This is a genomic window from Bifidobacteriaceae bacterium (assembly GCA_031281585.1).
Lineage (GTDB): Bacteria > Actinomycetota > Actinomycetes > Actinomycetales > WQXJ01 > JAIRTF01.
In genome coordinates, this window is the sequence record JAITFE010000070.1 from 1 (window position 1) to 25,138 (window position 25,138).

25 protein-coding genes and 1 pseudogene are annotated in these 25,138 nt (G+C 69.2%); 17 read left to right on the forward strand and 9 right to left on the reverse strand.

Annotated features, from left to right (window positions below; genetic code table 11):
- The first annotated feature begins 251 nt into the window (after positions 1-251).
- The 8 genes and pseudogenes from LBC97_08380 (at position 252) to LBC97_08415 (ending at position 10,105) form a co-directional block, all read left to right on the forward strand.
- Positions 252-1,496, forward strand: coding sequence for a MurT ligase domain-containing protein (locus LBC97_08380; GenBank protein MDR2566059.1), 1,245 nt, complete (start codon positions 252-254; stop codon positions 1,494-1,496).
- Positions 1,493-2,254 carry a glutamine amidotransferase gene (locus LBC97_08385; GenBank protein ID MDR2566060.1) on the forward strand — a complete coding sequence of 254 codons (762 nt, stop codon included), beginning with the start codon at positions 1,493-1,495 and terminating at the stop codon, positions 2,252-2,254. Before LBC97_08380 ends, LBC97_08385 begins: the two co-directional genes overlap by 4 nt.
- Positions 2,255-2,487: 233 nt before the next feature.
- A complete protein-coding gene (locus LBC97_08390; protein ID MDR2566061.1) occupies positions 2,488-3,261 on the forward strand; it encodes a hypothetical protein in 774 nt (257 codons plus the stop codon).
- Between the two features lie 489 nt (positions 3,262-3,750).
- On the forward strand, positions 3,751-5,295 hold the full coding sequence (locus LBC97_08395) for an HNH endonuclease (protein ID MDR2566062.1): 1,545 nt from the start codon (positions 3,751-3,753) through the stop codon (positions 5,293-5,295).
- Between the two features lie 212 nt (positions 5,296-5,507).
- The gene (locus LBC97_08400) at positions 5,508-6,761 is read left to right on the forward strand and encodes a DUF4143 domain-containing protein (protein ID MDR2566063.1); all 1,254 of its coding nucleotides are present in this window, start codon (positions 5,508-5,510) and stop codon (positions 6,759-6,761) included.
- Positions 6,762-7,024: 263 nt separating this feature from the next.
- A pseudogene (locus LBC97_08405) lies at positions 7,025-7,141 on the forward strand (polymer-forming cytoskeletal protein).
- Positions 7,108-9,432: a phosphoribosylformylglycinamidine synthase subunit PurL gene (gene purL, locus LBC97_08410; GenBank protein MDR2566064.1), complete on the forward strand. Its 2,325-nt coding sequence runs from the start codon at positions 7,108-7,110 to the stop codon at positions 9,430-9,432. The pseudogene LBC97_08405 and the gene purL overlap by 34 nt, the downstream one beginning before the upstream one ends.
- A 211-nt stretch (positions 9,433-9,643) precedes the next feature.
- Entirely contained in the window at positions 9,644-10,105 is a 462-nt protein-coding gene (locus LBC97_08415; GenBank protein ID MDR2566065.1) for a hypothetical protein, read from the forward strand.
- Between the two features lie 40 nt (positions 10,106-10,145).
- On the opposite strand, the gene LBC97_08420 is transcribed toward LBC97_08415, so the two are convergent.
- Both LBC97_08420 and LBC97_08425 read right to left on the reverse strand, forming a co-directional pair.
- A complete protein-coding gene (locus tag LBC97_08420; protein ID MDR2566066.1) occupies positions 10,146-10,583 on the reverse strand; it encodes a type II toxin-antitoxin system VapC family toxin in 438 nt (145 codons plus the stop codon).
- Positions 10,580-10,813, reverse strand: coding sequence for a hypothetical protein (locus LBC97_08425; GenBank protein ID MDR2566067.1), 234 nt, complete (start codon positions 10,811-10,813; stop codon positions 10,580-10,582). Before LBC97_08425 ends, LBC97_08420 begins: the two co-directional genes overlap by 4 nt.
- 152 nt (positions 10,814-10,965) lie before the next feature.
- Here LBC97_08425 and LBC97_08430 point away from each other — a divergent pair, with 152 nt between their 5' ends.
- Genes LBC97_08430 through LBC97_08450 form a run of 5 tightly spaced genes read left to right on the forward strand, consistent with a single transcriptional unit; the run spans position 10,966 to position 13,597 of the window.
- Positions 10,966-11,196, forward strand: coding sequence for a hypothetical protein (locus tag LBC97_08430; GenBank protein ID MDR2566068.1), 231 nt, complete (start codon positions 10,966-10,968; stop codon positions 11,194-11,196).
- Positions 11,193-12,137: a hypothetical protein gene (locus LBC97_08435; GenBank protein MDR2566069.1), complete on the forward strand. Its 945-nt coding sequence runs from the start codon at positions 11,193-11,195 to the stop codon at positions 12,135-12,137. Before LBC97_08430 ends, LBC97_08435 begins: the two co-directional genes overlap by 4 nt.
- Positions 12,134-12,700 carry a hypothetical protein gene (locus tag LBC97_08440; GenBank protein MDR2566070.1) on the forward strand — a complete coding sequence of 189 codons (567 nt, stop codon included), beginning with the start codon at positions 12,134-12,136 and terminating at the stop codon, positions 12,698-12,700. Before LBC97_08435 ends, LBC97_08440 begins: the two co-directional genes overlap by 4 nt.
- A gap of 34 nt (positions 12,701-12,734) precedes the next feature.
- Positions 12,735-12,959, forward strand: coding sequence for a hypothetical protein (locus LBC97_08445; GenBank protein ID MDR2566071.1), 225 nt, complete (start codon positions 12,735-12,737; stop codon positions 12,957-12,959).
- Positions 12,956-13,597: a radical SAM protein gene (locus tag LBC97_08450; GenBank protein MDR2566072.1), complete on the forward strand. Its 642-nt coding sequence runs from the start codon at positions 12,956-12,958 to the stop codon at positions 13,595-13,597. The genes LBC97_08445 and LBC97_08450 overlap by 4 nt, the downstream gene beginning before the upstream one ends.
- Positions 13,598-13,670: 73 nt before the next feature.
- Here LBC97_08450 and LBC97_08455 read toward each other — a convergent pair whose 3' ends face one another.
- On the reverse strand, positions 13,671-14,456 hold the full coding sequence (locus LBC97_08455) for a hypothetical protein (GenBank protein ID MDR2566073.1): 786 nt from the start codon (positions 14,454-14,456) through the stop codon (positions 13,671-13,673).
- A gap of 405 nt (positions 14,457-14,861) precedes the next feature.
- Between LBC97_08455 and LBC97_08460 the strand changes: the two genes are divergently transcribed.
- A complete protein-coding gene (locus LBC97_08460) occupies positions 14,862-16,334 on the forward strand; it encodes an MFS transporter (GenBank protein MDR2566074.1) in 1,473 nt (490 codons plus the stop codon).
- The gene (locus LBC97_08465; GenBank protein ID MDR2566075.1) at positions 16,334-18,625 is read left to right on the forward strand and encodes a glycoside hydrolase family 3 C-terminal domain-containing protein; all 2,292 of its coding nucleotides are present in this window, start codon (positions 16,334-16,336) and stop codon (positions 18,623-18,625) included. Before LBC97_08460 ends, LBC97_08465 begins: the two co-directional genes overlap by 1 nt.
- Positions 18,626-18,646: 21 nt before the next feature.
- Here the strand turns inward: LBC97_08465 and LBC97_08470 are convergent, their stop codons facing one another.
- The 4 genes from LBC97_08470 to LBC97_08485 all read right to left on the reverse strand — a co-directional run bounded on the left by LBC97_08470 (position 18,647) and on the right by LBC97_08485 (position 22,966).
- Positions 18,647-18,979, reverse strand: coding sequence for a type II toxin-antitoxin system PemK/MazF family toxin (locus LBC97_08470; protein MDR2566076.1), 333 nt, complete (start codon positions 18,977-18,979; stop codon positions 18,647-18,649).
- Positions 18,976-19,188, reverse strand: coding sequence for an antitoxin MazE family protein (locus tag LBC97_08475; protein MDR2566077.1), 213 nt, complete (start codon positions 19,186-19,188; stop codon positions 18,976-18,978). Before LBC97_08475 ends, LBC97_08470 begins: the two co-directional genes overlap by 4 nt.
- A gap of 90 nt (positions 19,189-19,278) precedes the next feature.
- Positions 19,279-22,011, reverse strand: coding sequence for an ABC transporter permease (locus LBC97_08480; GenBank protein MDR2566078.1), 2,733 nt, complete (start codon positions 22,009-22,011; stop codon positions 19,279-19,281).
- Between the two features lies 1 nt (position 22,012).
- Entirely contained in the window at positions 22,013-22,966 is a 954-nt protein-coding gene (locus LBC97_08485; protein MDR2566079.1) for an ABC transporter ATP-binding protein, read from the reverse strand.
- A 241-nt stretch (positions 22,967-23,207) separates the two neighbouring features.
- Between LBC97_08485 and LBC97_08490 the strand changes: the two genes are divergently transcribed.
- Both LBC97_08490 and LBC97_08495 read left to right on the forward strand, forming a co-directional pair.
- A complete protein-coding gene (locus LBC97_08490; protein ID MDR2566080.1) occupies positions 23,208-23,456 on the forward strand; it encodes a hypothetical protein in 249 nt (82 codons plus the stop codon).
- Positions 23,453-23,773: a type II toxin-antitoxin system PemK/MazF family toxin gene (locus LBC97_08495; GenBank protein ID MDR2566081.1), complete on the forward strand. Its 321-nt coding sequence runs from the start codon at positions 23,453-23,455 to the stop codon at positions 23,771-23,773. The genes LBC97_08490 and LBC97_08495 overlap by 4 nt, the downstream gene beginning before the upstream one ends.
- A gap of 556 nt (positions 23,774-24,329) precedes the next feature.
- On the opposite strand, the gene LBC97_08500 is transcribed toward LBC97_08495, so the two are convergent.
- A complete protein-coding gene (locus LBC97_08500) occupies positions 24,330-24,746 on the reverse strand; it encodes a hypothetical protein (GenBank protein ID MDR2566082.1) in 417 nt (138 codons plus the stop codon).
- A gap of 9 nt (positions 24,747-24,755) precedes the next feature.
- Positions 24,756-25,061, reverse strand: coding sequence for a type II toxin-antitoxin system Phd/YefM family antitoxin (locus tag LBC97_08505; GenBank protein MDR2566083.1), 306 nt, complete (start codon positions 25,059-25,061; stop codon positions 24,756-24,758).
- Positions 25,062-25,138 lie beyond the last annotated feature (77 nt).

Sequence of the window (25,138 nt, forward strand, 5' to 3'; positions counted from 1 at the left end):
CGCGGCGGTGTCGCTCATGGCGACCAGGGTCGCACGGGCGGGCGGCCTTGTCTCGCGGCGCGGGCCGCCGTCTCGCGCCCAACCCGCGCCGGCCGCGGGGCGTCGGCTCACGGTCGGCATTCCGCCCGCCGCGAGTCGGCCCGGCCGCGGCGCCCTCGCCCCGGACTTGGCACGCTTCGGGCGGTCGGGGGCTCCCCATCCGGAACGCGGGCGGACCACCCGGCCCACGGGTTAATGGCAGGCTAGAGGGCGTGCCTGAATCGCTGCCTTTGCGCTCCCGCCTGGCGGTGGCCGCCGGCCACACCGCGAGCGCCGCGTCTCGCGCGGTTGGGCGGGGCCGGGGCCAGGTGATCGGCGGGCGGGTGATGCTGAAGGTCGACCCGTCGCTGCTGCGCAGGCTGTCCGCGTCGATGCGCGTGACGGCGGTCAGCGCCACGAACGGCAAATCGACCACGACCCGCATGATCGCGGAGGCCCTGGCGGCGTTGGGCCCGGTGGCCCACAACTCGACGGGCGCGAACATGGCCGCCGGGGTGGCGACCGCGTTGGCCGCCAACCGCCGGGCGCGCTTCGCCGCGCTCGAGGTGGACGAGGCCCACCTGCCCGCCGTGGCCGAGGCGACAGGCGCCACCCAACTGGTCCTGATGAACTTGAGCCGCGACCAGTTGGACCGGGGCAGCGAGGTGCGGATGCTGGCCGAACGCTGGCGCGCGTTCGCGGAGGGCCTGGGGCCGGAGGTCCAGGTGGTGGCCAACGCGGACGATCCGATGGTCGCCTGGGCCGCGAGCGCCGCCCCGACCGTCACCTGGGTGGGCTGCGGCCAGTGGTGGACCGAGGACTCCGCGCTTTGCCCCAATTGCGGGGCCCCTTTGGTCCGGCCGGAGGGAAGCTGGTCTTGCCCCCAGTGTGGTTTCGCCCGCCCGGACGCCGCTTGGTTTGTGACGCCCGATGCCGTCGAGGTCGTCACCCCGTCCGGCGCCGTTCGCCCCCGGTTGGCGTTGCCGGGCCGTTTCAACGTGGCCAACGCGGCCATCGCCCTGGCGGCCGTGTCCGCCCGGGGCGTTGGCACAGATGTGGCCTTGGACGCGTTCACGCAGGTGACAGACGTGGACGGGCGGTACGTGCGGTCCTCCGTCGAAGGGCACGAGGCGCGGCTGCTGCTGGGCAAGAACCCGGCCAGTTGGACCGAGATGATGCAGCTGGTGGCCGATTCGCCGGCGCTGTTGGTGACCGTGCTGAACGCGCGCGGGGCGGACGGCCGCGACCCGTCGTGGATCTGGGACGTGCCTTTCGAGGACTGGGCGGGCAGGCCCTGTTGGGTGGCGGGCGAGCGCCGGTTCGACCTGGCGGTCCGGTTGGACACGGCCGGCTTGGAGGTGCTGGGCGTCAGCCTGGACCCCTTGGCGGCGGTGGAACAAGCGGCGCCCGGCCAAGCGTTGGACGTGGTGGCGAATTACACGGCTTTCCAGGAGTTGAGGGCGCGGGTGGTGAGATGAGGGCGGTCGAGGCGGTCGGGATTGCGCACCTGTATCCCACTTTGATGGGGACTTACGGGGACGGCGGGAACCTGAAGGTGCTGGCGCGGCGGTTGCGGGCGCGGGGAATCCCGGTGCGCCTGGAGAGCGTTGGGCCGGGCGACCCGGTGCCGGAAAGCGCCGACCTGTATGTGCTGGGCGGCGGCGAGGACGCCTCCCAAATCGCGGCGGCGCACGCCTTGCGCGAATCGGGGGCGTTGGGCCGCGCCGCCGAACGCGGCGCGGCGATCTTCGCCGTCTGCGCGGGCCTGCAGGTTATGGGACATGACTTCGAGGTCTCGGGCGGTGCGATTGAACCCGGCCTGGGCCTGCTGGACGCCACCACCAGGCGCCGCGAGCCGCGCGCGGTCGGCGAGGTCTTGGCGCAACCCGTTGACGGCTCGCCCCTCTTGACCGGCTATGAGAACCATGGCGGCGGAACCACGCTCGGTGCGGCGGCGGCGCCTCTCGCGAGGGTGATCCACGGCATCGGCAACGGGGCGGGCGGGCCAACCGGCGACGGCACGGAAGGCGCCATCCAGGGGAGCATTGTGGCCACCTATCTGCACGGACCGGTGCTGGCCCGCAACCCGGCGCTGGCCGACCAATTGCTGGAACTCGCGGTCCACGCCAAACTCCCGGATTTGGAAACCCCCTACGTGGACCAGTTGAGGGCCGAACGCGAGAGTTACGCGCGCTTGGGCAAGCTCTCCGCCGAATCGGCCCGAACCCGCCGCTGAACGGCCGTCCGCGCCCGCATCCGCGCGAATTGTCCGCGCGCGTTCGCCTGGTATTCTCCTCAATTGGGTGGGCCGCCCAGCCGCCAACCAAATTGGACACCCCAAGACTCCGACCAGCGACGACGAGGCCACCCCGCCTCGGCCCGAACAAGTCGAATTCGAGATGCGGGGGGTTGTCGCTCAGTGCCGCCCAACACTCTGAAAGGCGAATTGGATGCGGAAGGAACTGCGCAATGCGGAAGAAATCGTGGGCTTTGGCCATTGGACTTGCGTTGATCATGGGAGCCGTCTCGGCCTGTAGCGATGATCAGGCGGACGCCCCAGGTTCGGGTGCCAACGACAGCCCGGCGGGGCAACAAGAGGCAGGTGCCGGCGCCGGCGCTGAAAACGGGACATCCGCCGAAGCCACCGCGAAAACATGTGACGATTTCCAGCCAGATCCCGAATTGGCCGTTCTCTGGCGCGACGCGTTCTGGGCCAATCCAGAAGGAAGCGCGGACTGCGAAGACGAGATTCCAGGCGACCTGCGGCTCGATTTGGAACTGCGGGAGGGAATGGGCTACACGCTGCAGATCGCCTGCCGGTGCGAACGGGAAGAGCCCGCGCACCAGGTGATGGTCTCAAACGCCCAATTGGGTGGAGACAGCCAGATCCTGCCGTTGGTGGACGCGGTGGTGCAAGACCCAGCCGTCTACAGCGAGTGGCTGGAAGAGCAGCGAAAGGCATATGACGAGACGGTGGTGGAGCAAAAGACCTCGGACCGCTATTGGGAACGCGCCTTCGGCGGCCCGGTGGCATTCGAGGACATTTGGATGGACGCTTCCCGCTGGGAGGAAACATTCGAGATCGGCCCCACGTACCAACCCGGCGTTGACACCCAAGACGATAACATTGGCAGGACATGGTATTTCGCGATCGATCCCCCCAAAGCCCCCAAGGCGGCGCTGGCCGTCAAGTTCGACCTGACGGTGGACGGCGAAACCAAGACGATCGCTTTCCAGCTCTGACCCGCCACCTGGGCTAGGCACTGCGGGCTTCGCCGGGCTGGCCACGCCTCAATCGGCCGAGGCACCGCAAGGCGGGTCTAGTCGGGGCCTGCGGCAGCCAGGACGGTAGCGGGCGGAACGCTTGCGACGGATGTCCGAATATTCACGCTGAGGGCACACCCAATTCTCGAACAGGGATTGTCTAGCGGGCTTGCGACCGGTAGACTATACACATGTCGGAATGGTGCGTTCCCGGTCAGCCGCGCAGTGGCGGCAATAGGGGTGCCGCGCGCCGCAACGCGAGGGCCGAGAACACGTCCGTTGGCGCTGGGGACGGGGCGCGGGACGGCGCGGGGTTTTGGGCCGTTCCAGGGGTGGACCGTCCCGGCTGCAGGTCGCTGCCACAGCCAGGGTCTTTGGGCGTGGGCGGGTACGCCCCGCCGGTCAGCCCGCTGGTGGAGGCGGTCAACGCGCTCCTCGGCGCCGCCATGGGCGGCGGCCGCGGGTCTGGTGCCGTCGCTGGGGGCCGGCGGCGCCTCGGAGAACGCCGGCGCGGACCTTTCGGGTTTCGCTGACGCGGGACGCTCCGGCAACGCCGGCGAGGGCCTGGCGGGTTGGGTTCAGGCCGCCCTGGGCTCGGGACGGGTCGGCCTGGAGGAGTTGGTCGGGGTCGCCCATGTGGCGCTGGGCCGCGTCGCGGAGGTGGCCTCGGGCGCTGGGGCCCTGATCGCGGCATCGGATCCCGGAGTGTTGGACGCCTTGGCCGGGATGCTCAATGTCAAGAACCGCGTTGACGCGGTGGTTGGCGAGTTGGTCGGCGCCTTGGACCGCTCAGGGGCCCCCGACCAGTTGACGGGCGCCGGGCTGACGGCCTTCTTGACGCTGAAGGGTTTGCTGACGCGGCAGCAAGCGTCGCGGATCGTGTTGGGGGCGCGCCGGGCCGCCGGGTTCTCGTTGGTGCGGGAAGCCGCGCTGTCCGGCGGGATGAACGCCGCCCAGGCGGAGGCGGTCACGGGCGTGCTGCGGGACCTGCCGCGAGCGTTGGACGCGTCCCAGGTGGGGGCCGCCGAACGGTACTTGGTGGAATTGGCGGCGTCGACGGCATCGGACGGGCTGGCGAGAGCCGGCGAGCGGGTGCTGGAAGAGATCGCCCCCCTGATAGCGCAACAAGTCGGGGAGGACAAGGCGCGGCGCCAATTCGAACGGGCGCGCCGGCGCCGCTTTTTCACGGTCACCACGCACGCCGATGGCGTGACCACCTTCACCGGATCCTTGCCGGCCGTAGACGGGGAGATCCTCCGCCAGGTGGTGGACGCGGTGGCGGAGAAGGAACGCCGCCGCCAATCGGAGACGCCCGGCGGAAAGCCGCTGGAACGGCGGGCCGCCCGCGCGGACGCGCTGGTCGCCATCGCCCAACACGTTCAATGGTGCGGTCAGGCCCCAGACCTCGGGGCGTCCCGCGCCCGCCTGATCCTGACGGTCCCACTGGCCGACCTGGCCAGCCCAACCGGGCCAACCGATGGCCGCCTGGCTTCGACCGGGGACCGGGTTGACGCCAAGACCCTGAAAACGCTGGCCTGCGACAGCGACGTCATGCGGGCCGTGCTGGGGGCGAAAGGCGAAGTCCTCGACATCGGGCGCGCGACCAGAGTCATCCCCAAGGCGCTGCGGCTCGCGCTGACTGTGAGGGATTCGGGCTGCTCGTTCCCCGGCTGCGACCGGCCGGTCGAGGCTTGCCACGTGCATCACATTGACCCATGGTGGCACGGGGGACCCACCAGTTTATCGAACACTTGTTTGCTATGCCCGTCGCATCACCGGTTGGTTGAGCCGCCCAGGGACGGCCCGCCCGATTGGGTGGCGCAGCTCCGCGACGACGGCCTGGTGGAGTTCACCCCGCCAAGGTGGATCGACCTGGACCGCAAACCCATCCTCCACCACCGGTTCCAGGCCCGCGGCGCCAAGCCGTCGAGCGGGCCCCAACCCGACAACCGCGGGCAACAGCCGGGACCGCGCGCGCCACAGGACCCACCAGGCGACCGGTCGCCCTTCTGATCAGACCCGCCCCCGCCCACCTCCAATCCCTTGGCGGCCCACCCTGCGGAGGGGCGGCCATGGGGCCGCGGCTGCCGCGAAAAGCCGAATCGGATCGTTGCACAACGTGGACTCGAATCGTTGCAGAACGCGGAACGCAAACGATGCAAAACGCGGAGCAGAACCGCCGAAAGCTTGCTTCGAATCGGCTTGACCTGCGCTATTATCCATTCGTGGACTACTATCCGCGAACCGTTGATCGTCCCCTCACGGAGCTCCTTGAAGCCATGGGCGGCGTGCTCGTTCAAGGCCCGCGCGGCTGCGGCAAGACGGCGACTTCGCTCAAGCATTCGCGCAGTTCGATTCGCTTCGACGCCTCGCCGCAACTGGTGCGAACCGCCGAGCTTGCCCCGCGCTCGCTCCTAGCGGGCGCGACGCCCCGGCTTCTTGATGAATGGCAACTCGCGCCCGACATCTGGAACGCGGCTCGCCATGAGATTGATTCGCGGCGAGAACCGGGCCAGTTTATCTTCTCCGGGTCTGCGTCCCCGCTGCCGGACAAGTCCCGCCATTCGGGTGCGGGCAGAATCGCCCGGCTCACAATGCGGACCATGACCCTGTCCGAGCGGAGGGCATCCAGCGACCAAATCTCCTTCCAAGCTTTGCGGTCTGGAACCCAACAAGTCCAGGCCATGGCGGCGCTAGACTACGAGGAATTGGCAGAGCAGGCCGTCAGGGGCGGTTGGCCAGGCCTGCTCGACCGCCCGACCGGAGCCGCCTCCATCTTCAACCAGTCCTACTGCGCGGACTTGGCGGACGCCGAGATTTCCGCGCCCGGCCTGCCCGCGCACAACCCTGCGCGTATGCGCCAGTTTCTCGCTTCGCTTGCGCGCAACATCTCTCAGCAGCCAACCCTGCGGACCCTTGCCTCTGACGTGTCCGGGTCCGGCACCTCAATCAGCGTGGATACGGTCCGCGCCTATTTAGACGCCCTCACTCGCGTGTTCGCCGTCGAGGAGGTGCCGGCCTGGAGCCCGGCGCTGCGCTCACGCTCAAGACTTAGGGCCAAACCCAAATTGCACCTGGCCGATCCGGCTCTCGCCTGCGCGGCAATTGGAATGACGCCGGAACGCCTGCGGCGCGACCCGGAGTATTTCGGTCAGATTTTCGAATCAATGGTCGTTCACGACCTTCGGGTTTACGCCGAGGCCCAGGGCGGCCAAGTCTTTCACTACCGCGACAACACGGAACTCGAAATCGACGCCATCATTGAGTATTCGTTCAACGATTGGGCCGCCGTGGAAGTAGAACTGGGTTGGAGGCAAATCCCTGAAGCCGAAAAGAACCTGCTGACGCTCCGCGACGAACGTGTCGACCCCGACCGCGTTGGCCGTCCCGCCTTCCTGGCGGTCATCACCGGCACCGAATCTGCTTACACCCTTCCTTCGGGTGTGCACGTGGTGCCACTGGCGACGTTGACAGCCTAACCATGCAGTGACCGCTTATGGAACGGCCTTCAACGGCCACGCGATCACGGATGCCACGTCCGGGCCTAGGCCGACGAGGCCGAGCGCGGCGACGAGGTCGCCGAATTGAAAAAAGGCAGTTGCCCGGATGGCCGCGCCCTCGCGTACATCCGGCCGGGAATCCGCTCAGCGCGATACGGCCCGGCGCGGGCCTGGGCGTTAGTAGGCTGGTTGGCGTCCACAACCCACCGAGCCGCGAAGGATGGCGATGACCCCGCCGGCGCAGACCAACCCAGACCCGACCGACGTCACCCCGAACGGCGCCAACCAGCCGCGCACGGCCGAAACCGCCGCCGATGCCGTCCGCATCGACACCGTCGACCAGGCCGCCGCCAGCCCGGACAGGCCCCAACCGTGGCGGGAACTGGGCCTTAAGGAAGACGAATACCAGCGCATCCGCGAGATTCTGGGGCGGCGCCCCACCGGAGCGGAACTGGCCATGTACTCAGTCATGTGGTCCGAGCATTGCTCCTACAAGTCCTCCAAGCTCCACATCAAGCGCCAGTTCGGGGCCAAAACCACGGACAAGATGCGCGAACGCCTGATGGTGGGGATCGGGGAGAACGCGGGCGTGGTGGACATTGGGCAGGGGTGGGCCGTGACGTTCAAGATCGAGTCCCACAACCACCCATCCTTCGTGGAGCCGTACCAGGGCGCGGCGACCGGCGTGGGCGGCATTGTCCGCGACATCATGGCCATGGGGGCCAGGCCGGTCGCGGTGATGGACCAACTGCGCTTCGGGCGGATCGACCATCCCGACACGGCCCGCGTTGTGCACGGGGTGGTGGCCGGGATTGGCGGCTACGGCAACTGCCTGGGACTGCCGAACATCGGGGGCGAAACGGTCTTCGACCCGTCCTACCAGGGCAACCCTCTGGTCAACGCGACCTGTGTGGGCGTGCTCCGGCACGAGGACCTGCACCTGGCCAACGCCTCCGGCGTGGGGAACCTGGTGGTCATGTTCGGGGCGCGGACCGGCGGGGACGGGATCGGCGGGGCGTCGGTGCTGGCGAGCGAGACGTTCGCGGCGGACGGCCCCTCGAAACGCCCCTCGGTGCAGGTGGGCGACCCGTTCCAGGAGAAGGTGCTGATCGAGTGCTGCCTGGAGCTCTTCCAAGCGGGCGTGGTGGAGGGCATCTCCGACTTCGGGGCGGCGGGCCTCAGCTGCGCCACTTCGGAGCTCGCGGCCGCCGGCGAGGGCGGCATGCGCGTTGACTTGGACAAGGTGCTGCTGCGCGATCCGACCCTGACGCCGGAGGAAATCCTCATGTCGGAGTCGCAGGAGCGCATGATGGCGGTGGTCACACCCGCCAACTTCCCGGCGTTCGAGGAGATCGCGCGCAAGTGGGACGTCGAGTACTCGGCGGTGGGCCAGGTGACCAGCGGCGGCCGCCTCAGGATCGACTACCGGGGCCAGTTGGTGGTGGACGTCGACCCGAAGACCGTGGCCCGGGACGCCCCCATGTACGACCGCCCGTCGAGCCGCCCCACCTGGCAAGACGCCCTCCAGGCCGACACGACCGAGCGGTTGCCCAGGCCGGGGACGGCGGAGGAGTTGGCTGAGACGGTGGTGGCGCTAGCGGCATCGCCCAACTTGTGCTCGCGGGCGTGGGTGACCAACCAGTACGACCGTTTTGTGCAGGGCAACACGGCTTTGGCCATGCCCGATGACGCCGGGGTGATCCGCGTTGACGAGTCGAGCGGGCTCGGGGTCGCGTTGGCGACGGACGGCAATGGGCGTTACACCAAGCTGGACCCGCGGGAGGGCGGGCGCCAAGCGTTGGCGGAGGCGTACCGGAACGTGGCCACGGTGGGCGCGGTGCCGCTCGCGGTGAGCGACTGCTTGAACTTCGGGTCGCCCGAATCGCCCAGTTCGATGTGGCAGCTGGTCACCGCGATGGAGGGGCTGGCGGACGCCTGCCTGGAGTTGGAAGTGCCGGTGACCGGCGGGAACGTGTCGCTGTACAACGAGACGGGAGACCCAGGCCGGATCGACTCGGCGATCCACCCGACCCCGGTGGTGGGGGTGCTGGGCGTGCTGGACTCGGTGGCGCGGGTGCGGCCCTCGGGGTGGGATGAAGCCGGTCTGGCGGTGTTCCTGGTTGGGCGGACGGCCGCGGAACTGGACGGGTCGGCCTGGGCGGATGTGGCCCACGGGCACTTGGGCGGCTTGCCGCCAGCGGTCGATTTGGCGGCCGAACGGCGTCTGGCCTCGGCGCTGATCGGGGCTTCGCGCGCCGGTCTGGTGGCGGCGGCCCACGACTTGGCGGACGGCGGCCTGGCCATGGCGCTGGTGGAGGCGAGCCTCCGGTACGGCGTTGGCGCGCGGGTGTCGTTGGACGGCGTGCTGGCGCGCGACGGCCTGACTCCGTTCGAGGCCCTCTTCTCCGAATCGCAGGCGCGCGCGCTGGTGGCGGTCGCCGCCCCTGACGCCGACCAGTTCGAGGCTTTGGCGGCCGAGGCGGGCTGCCCCGTCGCGCGGCTGGGCGAGACGGGCAGCGATGGCGGCGGGGACGGCATCGGCGGCGAAGGGGAAAAGCTGTCGATCACGTGGCCGGGCGGCGGCTTCGAGTTGCCGCTGGCGAGCCTGCGCCAGGCTTGGGAGGCGACGCTCCCAAGCCACTTCGCGTAGCGCGCGGCGGACCACTGCGCCGCGCGGACGAACATCTGACGACGCTGCGCGCCCAATTCAAGCTCGCGGCGACGTCCACGCGCTGCTCGCGGCCCCGATTGCCAGTTGTGCTCAATCAAATGAGCACCAGTGCCCAAGTTTGGCCCGGTGCGCAATAGAACGAGCGACATGGAAGACCTGATTCCGCGCCCGGTGGGGAGGCTTTTCCTTCGTGGTCGGCTTGATGCCTGACCGCCGCGCCGCCGCCGATTACTTGGACGGGCTGGTCAACACGATCCTGGTGAAGGACGTCATGGTCAGGCAACGGGCAACGAACGCGGCCATGTTCCGCGACGTAGCGGCGGGTGTGCGCGCCGGCCCCGACACGGGGCACCTGCTTGAGAACGCCTTCTTTCTTGAACTGCGCCGCCGCCACGGCAAGGTTTGGACGGGGCGCGCGGGCGCCGGCGACATCGACTTTGTGGTCGAATCGGGGGACAGCCGCGTCTATCTGCAGGTGGCCGCCACGGTGCGCGATCCGCAAACGCTGAGCCGCGAGTTGGCACCGCTGCTCGCGGTCCGCGACCATCATCCAAAACTCCTGCTCACCCTGGACGAGGATCCACCCGCCACGCACCAGGGCGTCCGCCAACTGAACGCCGTTGACTGGCTGTTGGGCGATCAGCCGGCCTGAGCCGCATCCCGGCCTGGCGGGCATGACGCCGGCTGCACGGTCAGGTTGGTTCTGCGCTGTGCCCGCGGCCGAGGTCCGCAGTCTCCGCGTCACACCGCGCGAAGGTTTCGATGGCGCGCGCCAACTTCAGGTCCGCCGTGAACACCGGGGCGCCGAGCGCCTCGGCCAAAGCGGCGTAGGCAGCGTCATAGGGACCCAGGTTGTGCCGCAGCTCCCACACCCGCCCAAGCAGCCCGTCAAGGGGCCACTCGCGAACCGGCCAATGCGCCAGATCGGCGGCCGCCCGCGCCGCCGCCGCGCCGTCTAACGCCCCTGCGACCTCCCACTTGCGCAGCACCGCAATCACCTCCAGCGCTGCGACCTGCGGCACGTGCAGGACCACGGCGTCCCCCGCCAAACGCTGCCGCGCGACCTCCCCCAACGGAGAGCCGATCAGCATTTCAGCCAGCACCGAGGCGTCGACAACCACGTCCCTCACCGGGAATCGCGCTCCCGGCGCACAATGTCCGCCGCCGCCTCGCGCTCGGCGTCCGCGTTGGCGAGCCGACCCGGCGTGGGCCTGAAGAACTCCTCGGGCGTCGGCCTTGAGGCGATGAAGTCGAGTTCGCGGGCGACGTACTCCGACAGGGTCTGCCCCGCCAGCGCGGCGCGGGACTTCAAAACACGGTGGGTTTCGGGCGAGATGTTCCTGACCTGAAGCATTGACATGCGGTCGATCATATCGCATGCGCAGCGCATGCGGCTGGCGAAACCAAAGCCGCGGCACCAGCGTGCTAGCCTGGGCCCAGCCAAGCCCCAGGAGTCCCCATGAACACAGCGCATCGCGGCGCCGCCCGCATTGCCGGCGAACGGGCCGGCGCATGAGCCAACCTGACGACTTGTTGGCAAGACTCGCCGCCCGGTCGGCCCACGCCCGCACGGGCGTCGGCACGCCTCGGCCTTCCAGCGCCAAAGTCAACACCTGCCCGCGCTGCGGCGCACCCCGCACCAGGCGCGCGGGCCTCAAGACCTGCGCCTACTGCGGGCACGAATTCATCGCCGTCACACTGACAGACGGGCTGTTCATAGAACCGGAGCGCGGCACCGCATGATGAATGCCGAACGGACCGCCCTGCGCCAAGAGATCAGGGGACGCCAAGCGCGGTGGCTTCGCTTCCTGGAACGCCTGGACGCCAGGGCCGCCGAATTCGCCGCCGCAGCCAGCGCCGAACTGGCGCGGACGCGCCAAAGCGACCCAGACCCGGACAAGGCCGCCTTGACACGCCTGTTGTCCGCCGTCTGCACACAACTCAAAGGCCTCCGCGACAAGGCGGACAAGGTCTTCGACGACCAGATCCTGGATTTCAGCTACGAATTGCGCGAAGCGGTCGACGTCCATGACCCGTTGCGCCGCGAAGTCGATGAGTTCATGTCGGCCTGCCGGGCGGCGCACAACCGCTTCAACGAGAATGCGCGGCGCCTGGAAGGCGACCTCCGGCGCGAAGCCGAAGGTGACCTGGAACTGGAATACCAGGCCGCCCTGGCGTCATTCGACCAGGCCAAGGACCAATTCTTCTGTCAGACTTGCGGGGCGCGGCTGGAGATTGAGCGGCTGTTCTTCATCGAAACGCATGTCGCCTGCGGCTACTGCGGGGCCTTGCACAACTTCCAGCCCGGCGCCCAGGCCCGCTGGGTCCAGCACATGGCGCATGATCTGGCCGCCCGGCGCTGCGCCGGCCAATTGGCCAAGTACGAGGCCGAAAAGGACCGAGAACGGCTCCTGTACTCCCAAGCGCATGAACTGAAACTGAGTTCGGTTGGGCGGTCCGAACGCGAAAAGGCCGCGATTGGCCAGGAGATCGCCCGGCTGGACCGACTGCGGATCGAGGCAGCCCAGAACGCACCCCGTCTTTACCTGGGCTACCGACGGGCCGTCTACGACCAGCTCAACCTGATTCTGCCCGAATTCCGGGACCACCACGAAAGGTGTTTCAGGGAAGAAAGCCGCTCGGCCGCCGAGGGGCCCGAACTCACAGAAGGGATCGCAAAATGACCAACCTTGAGCCGATTCACGGCATATCTTTTCAGGACTGGGCGGAGATGACCCGGGTGGTCGCCACCGGGGTGCCCGTCGAAACGGTCAACCAGGCCATGGGAATTGACGGCGCCATCTGGGACGAGGTCAACACCCTGTGGACCCAGCGGATGGCCGAAGACTCCACTTTCGAAATGGTCACCCTTCTGGGACAGCATTGGCAAGGCGCGATCGCCAACCCGAAGCTGAAGCCCCTCCTCACGCCCAAATCGCCGGCGGCGGCGGAAAACATCGCCAAGCTGAAGAGCGACCGCCTCTTTTACATTGAATTGGCCGCCGCCAGGGACGCCGCCTACAGCCAGGGCCTGGACGGCGCCCAATGGATCGCCGACAACTACGGCGTCAGCTTGGGCGAATTCCAGGAGATCGCGATGGACTACATGGCGCAGCGGACCAACGGCCAAGAAAGCCCCGAGGAAACAGCCCGCTACTTCCAGTACCAATTGGAGATGAAGACCCGCTACGAGCAGCAATTCGCGGCCGAGGTTGGCGGCAACCTGGCCGACGACATCGACTTCTAGCCGGCGCCGGCCCGTTCGTAGAATGGGGGCGGCCATGAGGCTGGAAACCGGGGCGGAACGAAGGCGAGGGTCGCGGATGGGCGGACAGACGGCATCGGGCAAGTCGGCGACTGCGCTTTTCCAAGCCGAGGCCTGCGACACGCCGCTGTGGCTGCGCCGAATCCACGCGGCGCTGGCGGTGACCGCGTTGGGCCGGGACCCGGACGGCGGGCTGGCCGTGGCCCTCGAAGAAGCGTCCGGAAAGCCCGCCGGGCCGTGATTGTTGAGGTCAACCGCGTCCTGGCCCCGGTGACGGTGCTGGGCCACGGCAGGCGGGTGGCCCTGTGGGTGCAGGGTTGCCGGTTGGCCTGCCCCGGCTGCGCCTCGGTCGACACTTGGGCGGCGGGCGGCGGGACCGGCTGGGACGCCGCCACGCTGGCCGCCGCGTTGGCCAACGCTATTGTCGAAGGCGGCCTGGACGGCCTGACCCTGACCGGGGGCGAGCCGCTTGACCAGGCCGAGGCGCTGGCCGCGGTGGTCGAACAGGTGCGGGTAGCGGTCGCGGGCCGCAAGAATGGCTTTGACGTGCTCGCTTTCACGGGCTATCCGGCCCCGTCCGCGCGCAAGCGCGCAGGCCGCCTCTGGTCCCTGCTCGACGCGGTGGTGGCGGGCCCATACCGCCGCGACCAGCCCAGCGCCGAGCCGCTGATCGCTAGCGCCAACCAACGGCTCGTCCGGCTGACCCCGCTGGGCCGCGCCCGCTACCCCTTGCGAGACGCCACGCCCCGCATGCAGGCGATGGCCCTCGACGGCGAACTGATCATGGTGGGGCTGCCGCGCCCCGGCGACCTGGACCGGTTGGAGGCCGGCCTGCGCCAACGCGGCGTCATCTTGGAGGGCGTGTCGTGGCGCGGGTAGCCCCGCTCGACCCCTGGCCAGCGTCTGCGGCGCGGCCTTGGCCGCCGCCAAGACCCCACCGGAACCGGGCGGGCTAGGCCGCCGCGCCGGTCTCCAGTTCTTCGTTGGCCGGGGCGCCCGGGGCGGTCCGGTGCGAACCGGTGGGCTCGACGCCTTCGGCGCGGTCGTGCTTCGTCTGGTACTGCCAAATGGCGTTCCGGAGCCGCAGCGAAGAAGTGCCCATGACCTGCGCGGCTTGGTCCACCAAGGCCAACGCCTCTTGGTCTGGGACCGGTCCGCCCAGGGCCTCGGCCGCGAATTGGCCCAGCCACAAGTCCGGCGGGACCATGCGGATGCCGCTGACCAGGAGCAGACGCTCCCAGGTCAAGCCCGAATGCTGAGACGGCAGCTCCAGCCACATGCGGTGGAAATCCAAGTACGGCTGGGACTTGCGGGCGTAGCCGTCGCGGAGTTGCGCGGTGGTCAGAACCCCGGCGGCGATGGCCGCTTGGGCGCCCTCCAGCACCAATTGGGCCTTGTAGGGGGCCTCGTCGCGGGAATACGCCCGCTGGCGGTTGCCGATCTGGTCCATCCACGCGTCCATGCCGATGTCGAAGGTCCTGGCCAGTTCGGGGGCACCGTCCTGGTCGGCGTCCGCGCCGACCCAGCGCCTGAAGGTCCGGTAACGCTCGACAATGCGGATGACGGTGGCGTATTTGACCCGCTCCGACCACAGGGAGTCGATGATGCATTCGGCCAGAGAGCCGGGGTAGGTGGTCACTTGGGTCCACTTTGACTCGGGCGGCAGGGCGCTCTTGGCGAAGCCCACGAATCGGTCGAGCCGTGCGGAGGATGTCGGGATAGGCGTCGTAATGGTCATGCCGCCAACGTAGGTCCGCCGCCCCAGCCGCGCCGGATCGGCCGCCGCAAATCCCGCAGTGTGACCCGGATCACTTGCGGATTCCGCCCAGAGCGGAATCCGGCCACGCGCTGTTTTCCCCCCGGCCCGGCGACCCAAAACGCCCTTGCCAGCCGGGTTCGGCGGGCCTTCCGTTTGCCCGATGCCGTCCGCCCCCCTTCCAGCCCGCCCCCGGCCGGGTTCGCCTGGCGTTCACATGGCGGCCATCGCGGGCCGGGGCGTTGCCGCCCGCCCCCGGCGGACGCAGGCTGGAGCTCGTCAACCGCGTACCGCCAGCGGCCCCCGATCGGAGTCTCACCTGGCTCTATGCCCCACTCAACAATCAGACCGGAGCGCCTTGCCGCACCGGCGATCAAGGAGGATCCCATGGCCACCACCCTGCCGGCCAGTCCAACGCCCCACGCCCAGCCCGCCGGGCCGCGCGGACCAAAACCCAGCGCTTTGGCGGAAGCGGACCTGGTTGAATCCCCGCCCGACTTGGAGCGCGCGGTGGCGGACGCGATAGGGCCGAGCGCCTTGCGGGCGCCCGCCCCGAACCGCGCCCAAACCGGATCGGTTCGGCCCCAGGCGCCGCCCGCGCCGCCGACCGGCGAACGCCGGGCCGGGGCGGGCTTGGCCGTCGCCTACGTGGTCGCCTACCTGACCATGTACATAGCGCTGATGACGCCGGTCATGTCGACCCTGGCGGTCAAAGTCGGCTCCTTGACCACGGATTCCGGCAAAGTTGTCGCATTGTCGCTGGTCACCGGCGTGGGCGCGTTCTTCGCCTTCGTGGCCAACCCGATTGCGGGCGCCCTTTCGGACAGGACGACCTCCAAGCTGGGCATGCGCCGGCCCTGGCTGTTCGGCGGCGTGCTGGGCGGGGCCGTGGGCCTGGCGATCATCGGCTTGGCCACCCAGATTTGGATGGTGGTTGTGGGTTGGGCGATCGCCCAAGGCTGCTTCAACGCGACCCAAGCGGCGCTGCAGGCGATCCTGCCGGATCAAATCCCCGAACGCATGCGGGCCAAAGTGTCCGGCTGGCTGGGCGTGGCCCAAAACGTGGCGCCGTTGATCGGCATTGCGCTGGCGTTCTGGTTCGCGGACGCCGGGTTGCCCATCTCGCTCATGATCATCGTCCCGGCGGTCTTGGGGGTGGCGGGCGTGTTCACGCTGGCGTTCCTGCTCAAAGACCGGGTGCTTCGGCCCGAAGAGGCCACGCCCTTCCAAATGTTCAGCTTCCTCAAGAGCTTCTGGGTTTCGCCAAAACAGTTCCCGGACTTCGCCTGGGCCTGGCTCGGCCGGTTCTTGATCTTCTTCGGCTTCGCCTCCTACAACAACTACCAGGTCTACTTCCTGCAGGACCGGTTCGGCTACAGCGCCGCCCAGGCTCTCAGCTGGCAGCTTCGGCTGATGGTTGTCCAAGCCGTCATGTTGACGTTGGCGGCGGCCATTGGCGGCCAGCTTTCCGACCGCACCGGCCGGCGGAAGATCTTCGTGATCATCGCCGCGGTCCTGGCGGGCCTCGGGCTGGCCGTGTTCGCCATCGCCGAAAGCCCGCTCGTGTTGTACTACGGCGCGGGCCTTTGGGGCCTGGGCCTGGGCGCCTACCTAGCCGTCGACATCGCGTTGGTGACGGACGTCCTGCCGAACGCGCGCACGGAGGCCGCCAAGAACTTGGGCGTGTTCAACATTGCGAACGCGTTGCCGCAATCGCTCGCGCCCGCCGTGGCGCCGGCCTTCCTGGCGATCGGCGCGACCACCGCCATGAGCGCCAACTACACCTCCCTGTTCCTGGTCGCGGCGGTCTTCGCCCTGGCCGGAGCGGCCACCACCATGTTCATTAGAGGAGCCAAGTAATGACCGCCAACATCATGACCGGGCCGGAAACCGCGCGGGGCGTCACCCTGGAACGCGTTGACCAGTTGCTGGAGCAGTTGACCGACCAGGAGAAGCTGTCCCTGCTGGACGGCTTGGACTTCTGGCACACCCAGCCGGTTGAGCGCCTGGGCATCCCCGCGCTCATGCTCACAGACGGGCCCCACGGGCTGCGTAAACAATCCGGCGCGGCCGACCACCTGGGCTTGAACCAATCGGTCCCGGCCACCTGCTTCCCCACCGCCTCGGCGCTCGCGTCCTCGTGGGACGCGGACCTGGTCCAGGAGATCGGCCGGGCGCTGGGGGAAGAGGCGCGGGCCGAGCAAGTCGCCGTGGTGTTGGGCCCCGGCCTGAACATCAAACGCTCGCCGCTGTGCGGCCGCAACTTCGAGTACTTCTCGGAAGATCCGGCCCTTGGGGGCACCCTGGCGGCGGCCATGGCGCGCGGCATCCAAAGCCAAGGGATCGGCGCGTGCCTCAAACATTTCGCCGCCAACAACCAGGAGACCGACCGCATGCGCGTCTCCGCCGAAATCGACCCGCGCACCTTGCGGGAAATCTACCTGGCCGGCTTCGAACGGGCCGTCCGGGCAAGCCAGCCCTGGACGGTCATGTCCTCATACAACCGCATCAACGGCACCTATGCCGCCGGGTCGCGTTGGCTCTTGACCGACCTCTTGCGGGACTCCTGGGGGTTCGACGGCCTGGTCATGTCGGATTGGGGCGGCACCGACAACCGCCCCGAGGACCTGAAAGCCGGGCTCGACCTGGAAATGCCGAGCTCGTCCGGCCACGGCGCGGCCGCCGTCCGCGCGGCCCTAGCCCAGGGCCGCGCCACCATGGAGGATGTCGACCGGTCGGTTCGCCGCCTCCTGAGGCTGATCGCGCGGGCCGAGCCGGCCACCGAGCCGGGCCAGGGCTACGACAAAGAGGCCCACCACGACCTCGCCCGGCGGGCCGCCGCGCAATCGGCGGTCCTGCTCAAGAACGAGGGCGGCCTGCTGCCATTGGACCCGGCCAGCGGCGGGACGATCGCCGTGATCGGCGACTTCGCGCGCAGCCCGCGCTACCAAGGGTCGGGCTCGTCGGCGGTGAACCCCACGCGCCTTGACAACGCGCTCGACGCGATTGTGGACCTGGTGGACGACCGGAGGGAGGTCGTCTTCGCGCGGGGTTTCCTGGCGGAGGAGGAGGCGGGCGACCGGAGGCTGGTCGACCAAGCGGTGGCGGCGGCATCGTCGGCTGAAGCCGTTGTCCTGTTCTTGGGACTGCCGCCGAGCTACGAGTCGGAGGGCTACGACCGGGCCGACACCTCGTTGCCGGCGCCGCAACTGGAGTTGCTGGGCGAGGTCGCGGCGGCGAACCCCAATCTGGTCGTGGTGCTCTCGAACGGCGGGGTGGTGGACGTGGCGTCCTGGCAGTACCAGGCGCCGGCCGTGCTGGAGGGCTGGCTGGGCGGCCAGGCCGGCGGATCCGCCACCGCGGACCTGCTGTTCGGGCGGGTCAGCCCCGGCGGGAAACTGGCCGAGACGATCCCCTTGCGGTTGGAGGACAACCCCTCGTTCGGGAACTTCCCCGGCGAACGCGGAACCGTCCGCTACGGCGAGGGCACGCTGGTCGGCTACCGCTGGTATGACGCGCGCGGGTTCGAGGTCGCCTACCCGTTTGGGCACGGGCTCAGCTACACCACGTTCGCCTACTCGCCTTTGACTGCGGCGGTGTTGGAGGACGGGGCGCGGCCATCCGTCGAAGTCCGTCTGACGGTCCGGAACTCCGGGACCGTGCGGGGCCGGGAGGTGGCTCAGGTCTACGTGCGCGACCCGGTCGCGTCGGTGGCCCGCCCGCCCCAGGAACTGCGCGCCTTCACCGTGGTGGACTTGGAGCCGGGCGAGTCCCGCGAGGTGGCGTTCATGCTGGACGCGCGCGCGTTCGCGTTCTGGGACGTGTCATTGGGCCGCTGGTTCGTGGAGGGCGGGGACTTCGAGATCAGGTGCGGGTCCTCCTCCAGGGACGTGAGGTCCACGGCGACGGTGACGCTGGCCGGAGACCATGCCCAACGCCCGCTCAGCGTGAATTCGACTGCGAACGAGTGGCTGGCGGACCCGGTGCGCGGCCCCTGGCTGCGGGACCGGCTGGAGGGCACGGCCTTCGCGGGCCTGGCGACGGACCCGGGCATGGCCGCCCTGATGGGCCCCTCGCCCCTGATCCGGCTGACCCGCTTCGAGGGCTTCCCCGTCACCGAATCCGACCTGGCAACCCAGCTGCTGACGTAACCTCCGGCGCCGGCGTCGGCGTCAGCGGGCGGCTATCCCGGTGGCGACCAAGACCGCCCTCTCGATTTCCCTCATGACCTGGGCGGGAATCGAGCCAATGGCGGCGGCGCCCAGTCGCCTCCTCGGCGCCGCGGAGATTTTCTCCGCCATCGCCCAGGAAGGAGCTCTCAATCCGGTGCCCGGATCCGGGAGAACCATCACTCGGACATCCGGGGCGTCAACGTAGTCGCTGGTCAATGGGATGACTATGACGGAATCGGTTCCGATCGCCATGTCCTGGAAAATGATCACCGGGCGCGGCTTGCCCGTGTAGCCGGGCCCGCCCGCCGCCGTGAACACGTCACCGCGTCTCACTTCGCCTCGTCCAGGCCTTGCCAGGATTCGATCAGGTCCATGACCTCGGCCTCGTCGGCCTGATTGGCCGCGATGGCACGCCCCTGTTCTTCCAGGCTTGCGCGTCTTGAAACCATCCGGGTATCTGGCACCCAGATGCGGAGCTCGCGCAACGCGTCTTGCCGCTTGCGATCCCGGTGGGCTGCAGCCCTCGTTGCGTTGGTCTTCACCCGCATAACGTTACGCGCAACGTCACGCCGCCACAAGCCGGGCGGCCGCCGCAACGTGTCGCGGCTCCCAAGCGGCCCGGCCGCCAATCCTTACCCGGCCGCCGCGACCAGGACCGGCACGCGCACGGCCCGGATCGCGGGGGCGACGGCGGCGAGCACGCCCGCGAGCGCGCCCAGCAGCACAATCGCGCCTAGCTGGCCCCACGGGATGACCAGGTCCGTCAGTCCCTGATCCCGCAGCGTGCGGGCCAGGGCCACGCCCACCCCGGTGCCGATGGCCGCCCCGGACAGGGCCCCGCCCAAGGACAGGAGCACCGACTCCAGCACCACCGCGCCCGCGGTTTGGCCGCGGCCCAGGCCAACGGCCCGCAGCAGCCCCACCTCGCGGCGCCGTTCGATCACCGACAGCGCCAGAGTGTTGACAATGCCGAGCACCGCGATGACCACGGAAAGAGCCAGCAGGGAGTACGCGACCGCCAGGACGATGTCCACCAAGGCGTCGCCGGCGGCGATCACCTCCTCGCGGTCCTGGACTGTGAGGACCATGAACGGCGCGGCCGCCGCCGCGACGGCCGCCCTGGCGGCGGCCGGGTCGGCCCCGTCCTCGAAGCGGACAAGCGTCTGGTAGATCAGCCAATCTGACGGCGCCCCGATTACCGCCTCGAACAGCGCGGGACCCATCATCATGTCTTCTCCGCCCAGGCCGCGGTCGTAAACGTCCCCGATCTCGACTTCCGCGGCGCCGGCGGCGCCAGTCAACTCCAACCGGTCGCCCACGGCCCAGCCCCGGTCCCGGGCCGTGGCGTGGCTGACGATCACCTGGCCAGCGGCCACTGGCGAGCCGTCCACCCCCACCGCGCCCAGGTTGAGCGTGTCGTCGATCGCGGCCACAGGAACCCCGCCAATGAAGACCGGCTCCCCGTCCACTTCAGCCGTGCCCGCCAGCAGAGGATCAACTCTTGCGACGCCACCGGCGGCCGACAACGCCTCAATGGCCAATTCGGGCACCGCCACCCCCGCGCTGCCCGTGGCCGAAACCATCAGGTCCGCCGTCATCACATCGCCCAAGCCCGTCGTGATGGAAGCCCGCATCGAGGCGGCCGCCACGCCAACGGCGCTGACCAGCGCCACCCCGATCATCAACGCGCCCGCAGTGGCCGCGCCCCGCCGGGGGTTCCGCTGCACATTGCGGACGGCCAGGCGCCCAACCGGCCGCATCAGCCTTCCCAACACCAAGCCCGCGCCCCGGCCCCCCAGGGCGGTCAGAGCCGGGGACGCCACCAGCGCGCCTCCCACCAGCCCGGCTGCGCCCAGGCCCACCAGCACCGCAGACGGCGGGTCGGTCGCCAGGCCCGCCGCCGTCCCGGCGGCGCCAAGGAGCAGGACGGCCCCGCCCGCCCACGCCCGGCCGCGCAGCGGCTTGCCGAATTCGCTTTCCGCCTGGCGCAACGCCTCGATTGGGGCCACCCGGCCAGCCCGCCGGGCGGGCGCCGCCGCAGCCGCCAACGTCGCAGCCACCCCCACCGCCAAAGCCACCGCCACGTCTGACGCCCGCGTGGTCGCGTGGTCTCCCAGACTCATCCCCATGGCGCTGAACCCGCGCACGGCCAGGGTGGCCAGCCCTCTGCCCGCCACAATCCCAATGGCCGAGCCGATCAGCCCGATCACCGCCCCCTGCCCCAGCACCAGCCCGAACACCTGCCGCCCGGACGCGCCCAACGACCGCAGCAGCGCGTAGTGGGCGGTCTGGCGGCGCACCGCGATGGCGAAAGTGTTGAAGATGACGAAGCAGCCTATGAACAGCGCCACCGCCGCGAACACCGTCAGCAGCGTCCCGATCGCCCCGAGTTGGGCCCGCAGTTCCTCCGTGTAGTCGGCCCGCAGTTCGTCGCCGGTCACCACCATGCCGCTGTCAGCCGCCATGCCGCTGTCAGCCACCATGCCGCCGATGCCGTCCGCCCGCGGTTCGCCGCCAGCCGCCGCGCCGCCGGCCACCGCGCCGCCAGCCGCGTCCGCCGTCCCACCGCCGTCCCCAGCCGCCGCCGGGCCATTGCCGGGCTCGCCGCCCGCCGAGCCCGCGCCCCCGGCGACTTGCGCGAGGGCTTCGGTGATCCGCTCGGCCAACGCCAACGTGTCGCCCGCGTCCGAGGCGTAGACCGCCACCCGCGCCACTCCCCCGTCCCGTGCGTAAAGGTCGAGCGCCTGGTCGGTGGTGAAAAACGTGAGGGAAGCGCCTAAGAAGCCGGCGGCATCGGCCTCCAAAATGCCGACCACCTTCACGTCCAAGACCGTCTCGCCGGTGAAGACGGTTGTGGCGTCGCCGACCGCCAGGTGGCCCCGTTCGGCCGTGTCCTCCATGATCGCGACCTCGCCGGAGGCGGCGGGCGGGCGTCCGGCGGCGACCCGCACCGTGGAGCCGTGTTCGTAGGATCCCCAGGAGAGTCCCAGGCCGGGCGCGCCCGCGCCCGTTCCCGCGATGGCCGTGCCGTCCGCGCCCGCGAGCACCGCGCCGCCCCGGATGTCCGGTGCCACGCGGTCGACCCCGTCGACCGCCTCGATCACGGGGATCGCTTCGAGGGGGACCACTTGCTCAACGCGGTCGCCCATCCAGTCCGCGGCGAGGACCGCCTCGCCGTCCTTGGCGGGGACCAGGTAGGCGTCCGCGTCGAATTGGAAGTCGATCAGGTCCGCGAACGCGTGCGCTATCCCCTCCCGCAACTGCATGGTTCCGGACAGGAACGCGATCCCGATCACCACCGCCACCAGGGACATCGCGTACCGGCCCGCGTGGGCCGCGAGGTCCTTCAGCGCCAGCCGCAGCATCTCAAACCGTCCGCGTGCCCGAGCCGAGGCGGGCTGCGGCGGGGCCCTTGGACGCCGCCCCCGTTGACTCCACCCCAGCGACCGAACGGGAATCCTGCGCTGCGGAAACGCCGGCCGCCAGGCCGCCGGCCCGCGACTCCTCCGCGCCCGCGCCGCCCAGGAACGCGAGCACGTCTTCCCGCGTGGGGTTGGTCCGCTCGCCCACAATCCGGCCGTCCGCCAGGAACACCACCCGGTCGGCCCACCCCGCCGCGCCCGGATCATGCGTGACCATGACCACCGTCTGGCCCAGTTCGTCCACCGCCCGGCGCAAGAACGCGAGCACGTCGTGGGCGGCGGCCGAATCCAGGTTCCCTGTCGGCTCGTCGGCGAACACCACCGCCGGCCGGGCCGCCAGCGCCCGCGCGCACGCCACCCGCTGGCTCTGCCCGCCGGACAACTGCGCGGGCCGGTGTTTCAACCGTTCCCGCAGCCCCAGCGTGTCCACCAGGTGGTCCAGCCAGACCATGTCGTAGGCTTTGTGCCCAATTTCCAGCGGCAACGTGATGTTCTCCCACGCCGTCAGCGTGGGCACCAGGTTGAATTCTTGGAAGACGAAGCCCAGCCGGTCCCTCCTCAGCGCGGTCAGCTGCCGGCCCGTGGCGCGGGCGAGCCCGATCCCCTCCAGGTCGACCTCGCCCGCGCTCGGCCGGTCCAACGCCGCCATGACGTGCAGCAGCGTCGACTTGCCGGAGCCGGACGGCCCCATGATCGCGGTCAACTCGCCCCGCCCCACGTCCAAGTCCACCCCGCGCAGGGCGTGGACCGCCGCCTCCCCGGCACCGTAAACCTTGGTCAGCCCGCGCACCCGCACAGCCGCCGATGCCGTCCGCCCGCCTCCGTCTTCCACCCCCGTTCGCGCGTGGCCCGCCAAGGGCCGGTTGATTGCGGGCTGGGCGATTGAACTGGTGGGCATTGGGGGCTCCTGTGGCTAGGCGCGGACTTGACGCATCCCATCCTGTCGCCACCCCCCACCCTGAGCGCCATTGGGCATCACCCGGAAATCCGAGCGCCCCCGCCTCAGGGTTTCCCCCCAAGGGAACCGGGAACGGCCCGGAAACAGAGGCCGTGCCTGTTCCCCTGCTCGGGACTGTCCCCGTGCCGATGGCCGCCGATCACAACGTGCTGCGGCAGAGCCTGAATGTATACTGATTTGTATGAGATCGGCCGAAGAGACCACCATCAGGGTGCCCGTTGCGATTCGGGATGAGATCAAGGCCGAGGCGTCCCGGCTTGGCGTGAAGCAAGCCGACCTGCTCTCCCTGGCGTTGAGGGAACTGAAGCAAGCCCAATTCTTGCGGTCGGTCGCCGCCGTGGAATGGGACGACGAGGCCGCGGCAGAGGCCGCCGAATGGGACGCAGCGGGCCTCGCGGGCGAACTCGACCCTTGGGAATCTGACAAGTGACGGTCCAGGCGGGCGAGGTCTACTACGCCGATCTCGATCCAGCCCACGGCACCGAGCAACACGGCACCCGCCCTGTGGTGGTCATCTCCGCCGTCACAATGGGGCCCCGTGCGATCATCGTGCCCGCGACCACGAAGAGGCGCGATTGGCCCACCCGCGTGCGCATCAACCTGTATGGGACGGCCAGCGACGCGATGTGCGAACAGGTGCGGGCCATCGACATCGGCCGCCTGGCGCCTGAACGTTACGCAGTCATCCCACCCGACGCGTTGGCGGAAATCCGGGAAACCGTGGCCCGCCTAATCGGCGTGTACTGACCCACCAGCCAGCTATAAACTTACATTCGCCGTCCCAGACCAGACAGACTCCTACATTCGCCGCCGAATGTCACTTTCTATCTGGCCGAACCCGCCGAATGTAGATTCCTGTCTGGCGCGGACCGTCGAATGTAGCTTCTTGTCTTTGACCAATTCACGTATCCCCTGGTAAAGGGCTTGGCTAGCCGGCCTAGGCAGATGAAATCCTACTTTCGGACAGCGAGCCCAGATATAAACTTACACTCGCCATCCCAGACCAGACAGATTCCTACAGTCGCAGCCGAGTGTATGATTCCATCTATCCCAGCACGGTGAGTGTCGGGTTTTGTCTAGACCCGCGCGTCCCAATAGCTGGAACCCGGCATTCGTCGCCTAGCCTTGGACTGAATTGTGCGTTCGGCAATTGGGACAGGGCGAGAATCGCTCGTCCGCCAAGCGAAACAGGTACCGTCCCCATTTTGGGGTCTTGTCGATGTGGGGTTGGCGGCAGGCGGCGTCGCACGAAAACGGGGACGGTACCCGTTTCCGGCGGACACCATGTCCCCCGCGCCTCCGATCAGGCCTGTTGGGCTTCGTCCGACGCGGGTGGCACCAACCGTGCGGCCGGGTGCTGGTTGGCCAGTTTCCTGTCGAACGTCCACAACGGCTGGTTTCCGGCCGCGATCGATTCCTCGGCCAGGTAACAGTCCGCGAAGGACAGTGCCGGATGGCCGGCGAACCGGCTGAGAGCGGCCTTTGCCAAGGCGCTGTCGGCACGCAAGTTGTCGACTTCGAGCAACTCCTTCGTGATCCTTTGAATCTCCGAGCGCGGAAGCCGGTAGTGGTGCTCGAGGGCGAACACCAACTCCACCAGGGCGGTCCCGGCGACGGCGAACTCGCGGTCATGGGCGACCAACGCGACCGCGGCCTGGGACTGTTCGGGCACGTCGCCCAGCGCGAGGCGCAACAGGACGTTCGTGGCGAGCGACTCCACCGCTACAACCTAGGCTGGCGGGTCTCTGTAGAATCCGCTCGGATCGGTCAGCGGCTCGACGCCCGGCCCTATCAGCGCGCGGTTCCTGGCGCCCATCCGCGTCAACGCGCGGGCCCGCTCCTCGTTGACGTCCGTCCGCGCCGTCGCCTCGCCAGGCGCCCCCGACCGCTGCCCGGCCATCAGGCGGTCGAGTTGGCCAACCTCTATCAGAGCCGCTATGCGGCGGTTTCGCCTGGTCAAATAGACCGGCTCATGCCCCACCCGGGCCAGGTCCACGGCCTCGGCGAATCTTGACCTGGCGTCCGAAACGCTCATCTCCACGGCCCCAAGACTATGCCGAAACCGCCGAAACGTACAATTGCGCGCGGCCGGAACCCCGTTCGCCGCCGTGC

Excerpts from the sequence above, each read along its gene's own strand:
- LBC97_08385 (MDR2566060.1), top strand. The coding sequence starts at position 1,493 with ATGAGGGCGGTCGAGGCGGTCGGGATTGCGCACCTGTATCCCACTTTG.
- LBC97_08390 (MDR2566061.1), top strand. The coding sequence starts at position 2,488 with ATGCGGAAGAAATCGTGGGCTTTGGCCATTGGACTTGCGTTGATCATG.
- LBC97_08425 (MDR2566067.1), bottom strand. The coding sequence starts at position 10,813 with ATGTCAATGCTTCAGGTCAGGAACATCTCGCCCGAAACCCACCGTGTT.
- LBC97_08430 (MDR2566068.1), top strand. The coding sequence starts at position 10,966 with ATGAGCCAACCTGACGACTTGTTGGCAAGACTCGCCGCCCGGTCGGCC.
- LBC97_08435 (MDR2566069.1), top strand. The coding sequence starts at position 11,193 with ATGATGAATGCCGAACGGACCGCCCTGCGCCAAGAGATCAGGGGACGC.
- LBC97_08440 (MDR2566070.1), top strand. The coding sequence starts at position 12,134 with ATGACCAACCTTGAGCCGATTCACGGCATATCTTTTCAGGACTGGGCG.
- LBC97_08445 (MDR2566071.1), top strand. The coding sequence starts at position 12,735 with ATGAGGCTGGAAACCGGGGCGGAACGAAGGCGAGGGTCGCGGATGGGC.
- LBC97_08455 (MDR2566073.1), bottom strand. The coding sequence starts at position 14,456 with ATGACCATTACGACGCCTATCCCGACATCCTCCGCACGGCTCGACCGA.
- LBC97_08460 (MDR2566074.1), top strand. The coding sequence starts at position 14,862 with ATGGCCACCACCCTGCCGGCCAGTCCAACGCCCCACGCCCAGCCCGCC.
- LBC97_08465 (MDR2566075.1), top strand. The coding sequence starts at position 16,334 with ATGACCGCCAACATCATGACCGGGCCGGAAACCGCGCGGGGCGTCACC.
- LBC97_08480 (MDR2566078.1), bottom strand. The coding sequence starts at position 22,011 with ATGCTGCGGCTGGCGCTGAAGGACCTCGCGGCCCACGCGGGCCGGTAC.
- LBC97_08485 (MDR2566079.1), bottom strand. The coding sequence starts at position 22,966 with ATGCCCACCAGTTCAATCGCCCAGCCCGCAATCAACCGGCCCTTGGCG.
- LBC97_08490 (MDR2566080.1), top strand. The coding sequence starts at position 23,208 with ATGAGATCGGCCGAAGAGACCACCATCAGGGTGCCCGTTGCGATTCGG.
- LBC97_08505 (MDR2566083.1), bottom strand. The coding sequence starts at position 25,061 with ATGAGCGTTTCGGACGCCAGGTCAAGATTCGCCGAGGCCGTGGACCTG.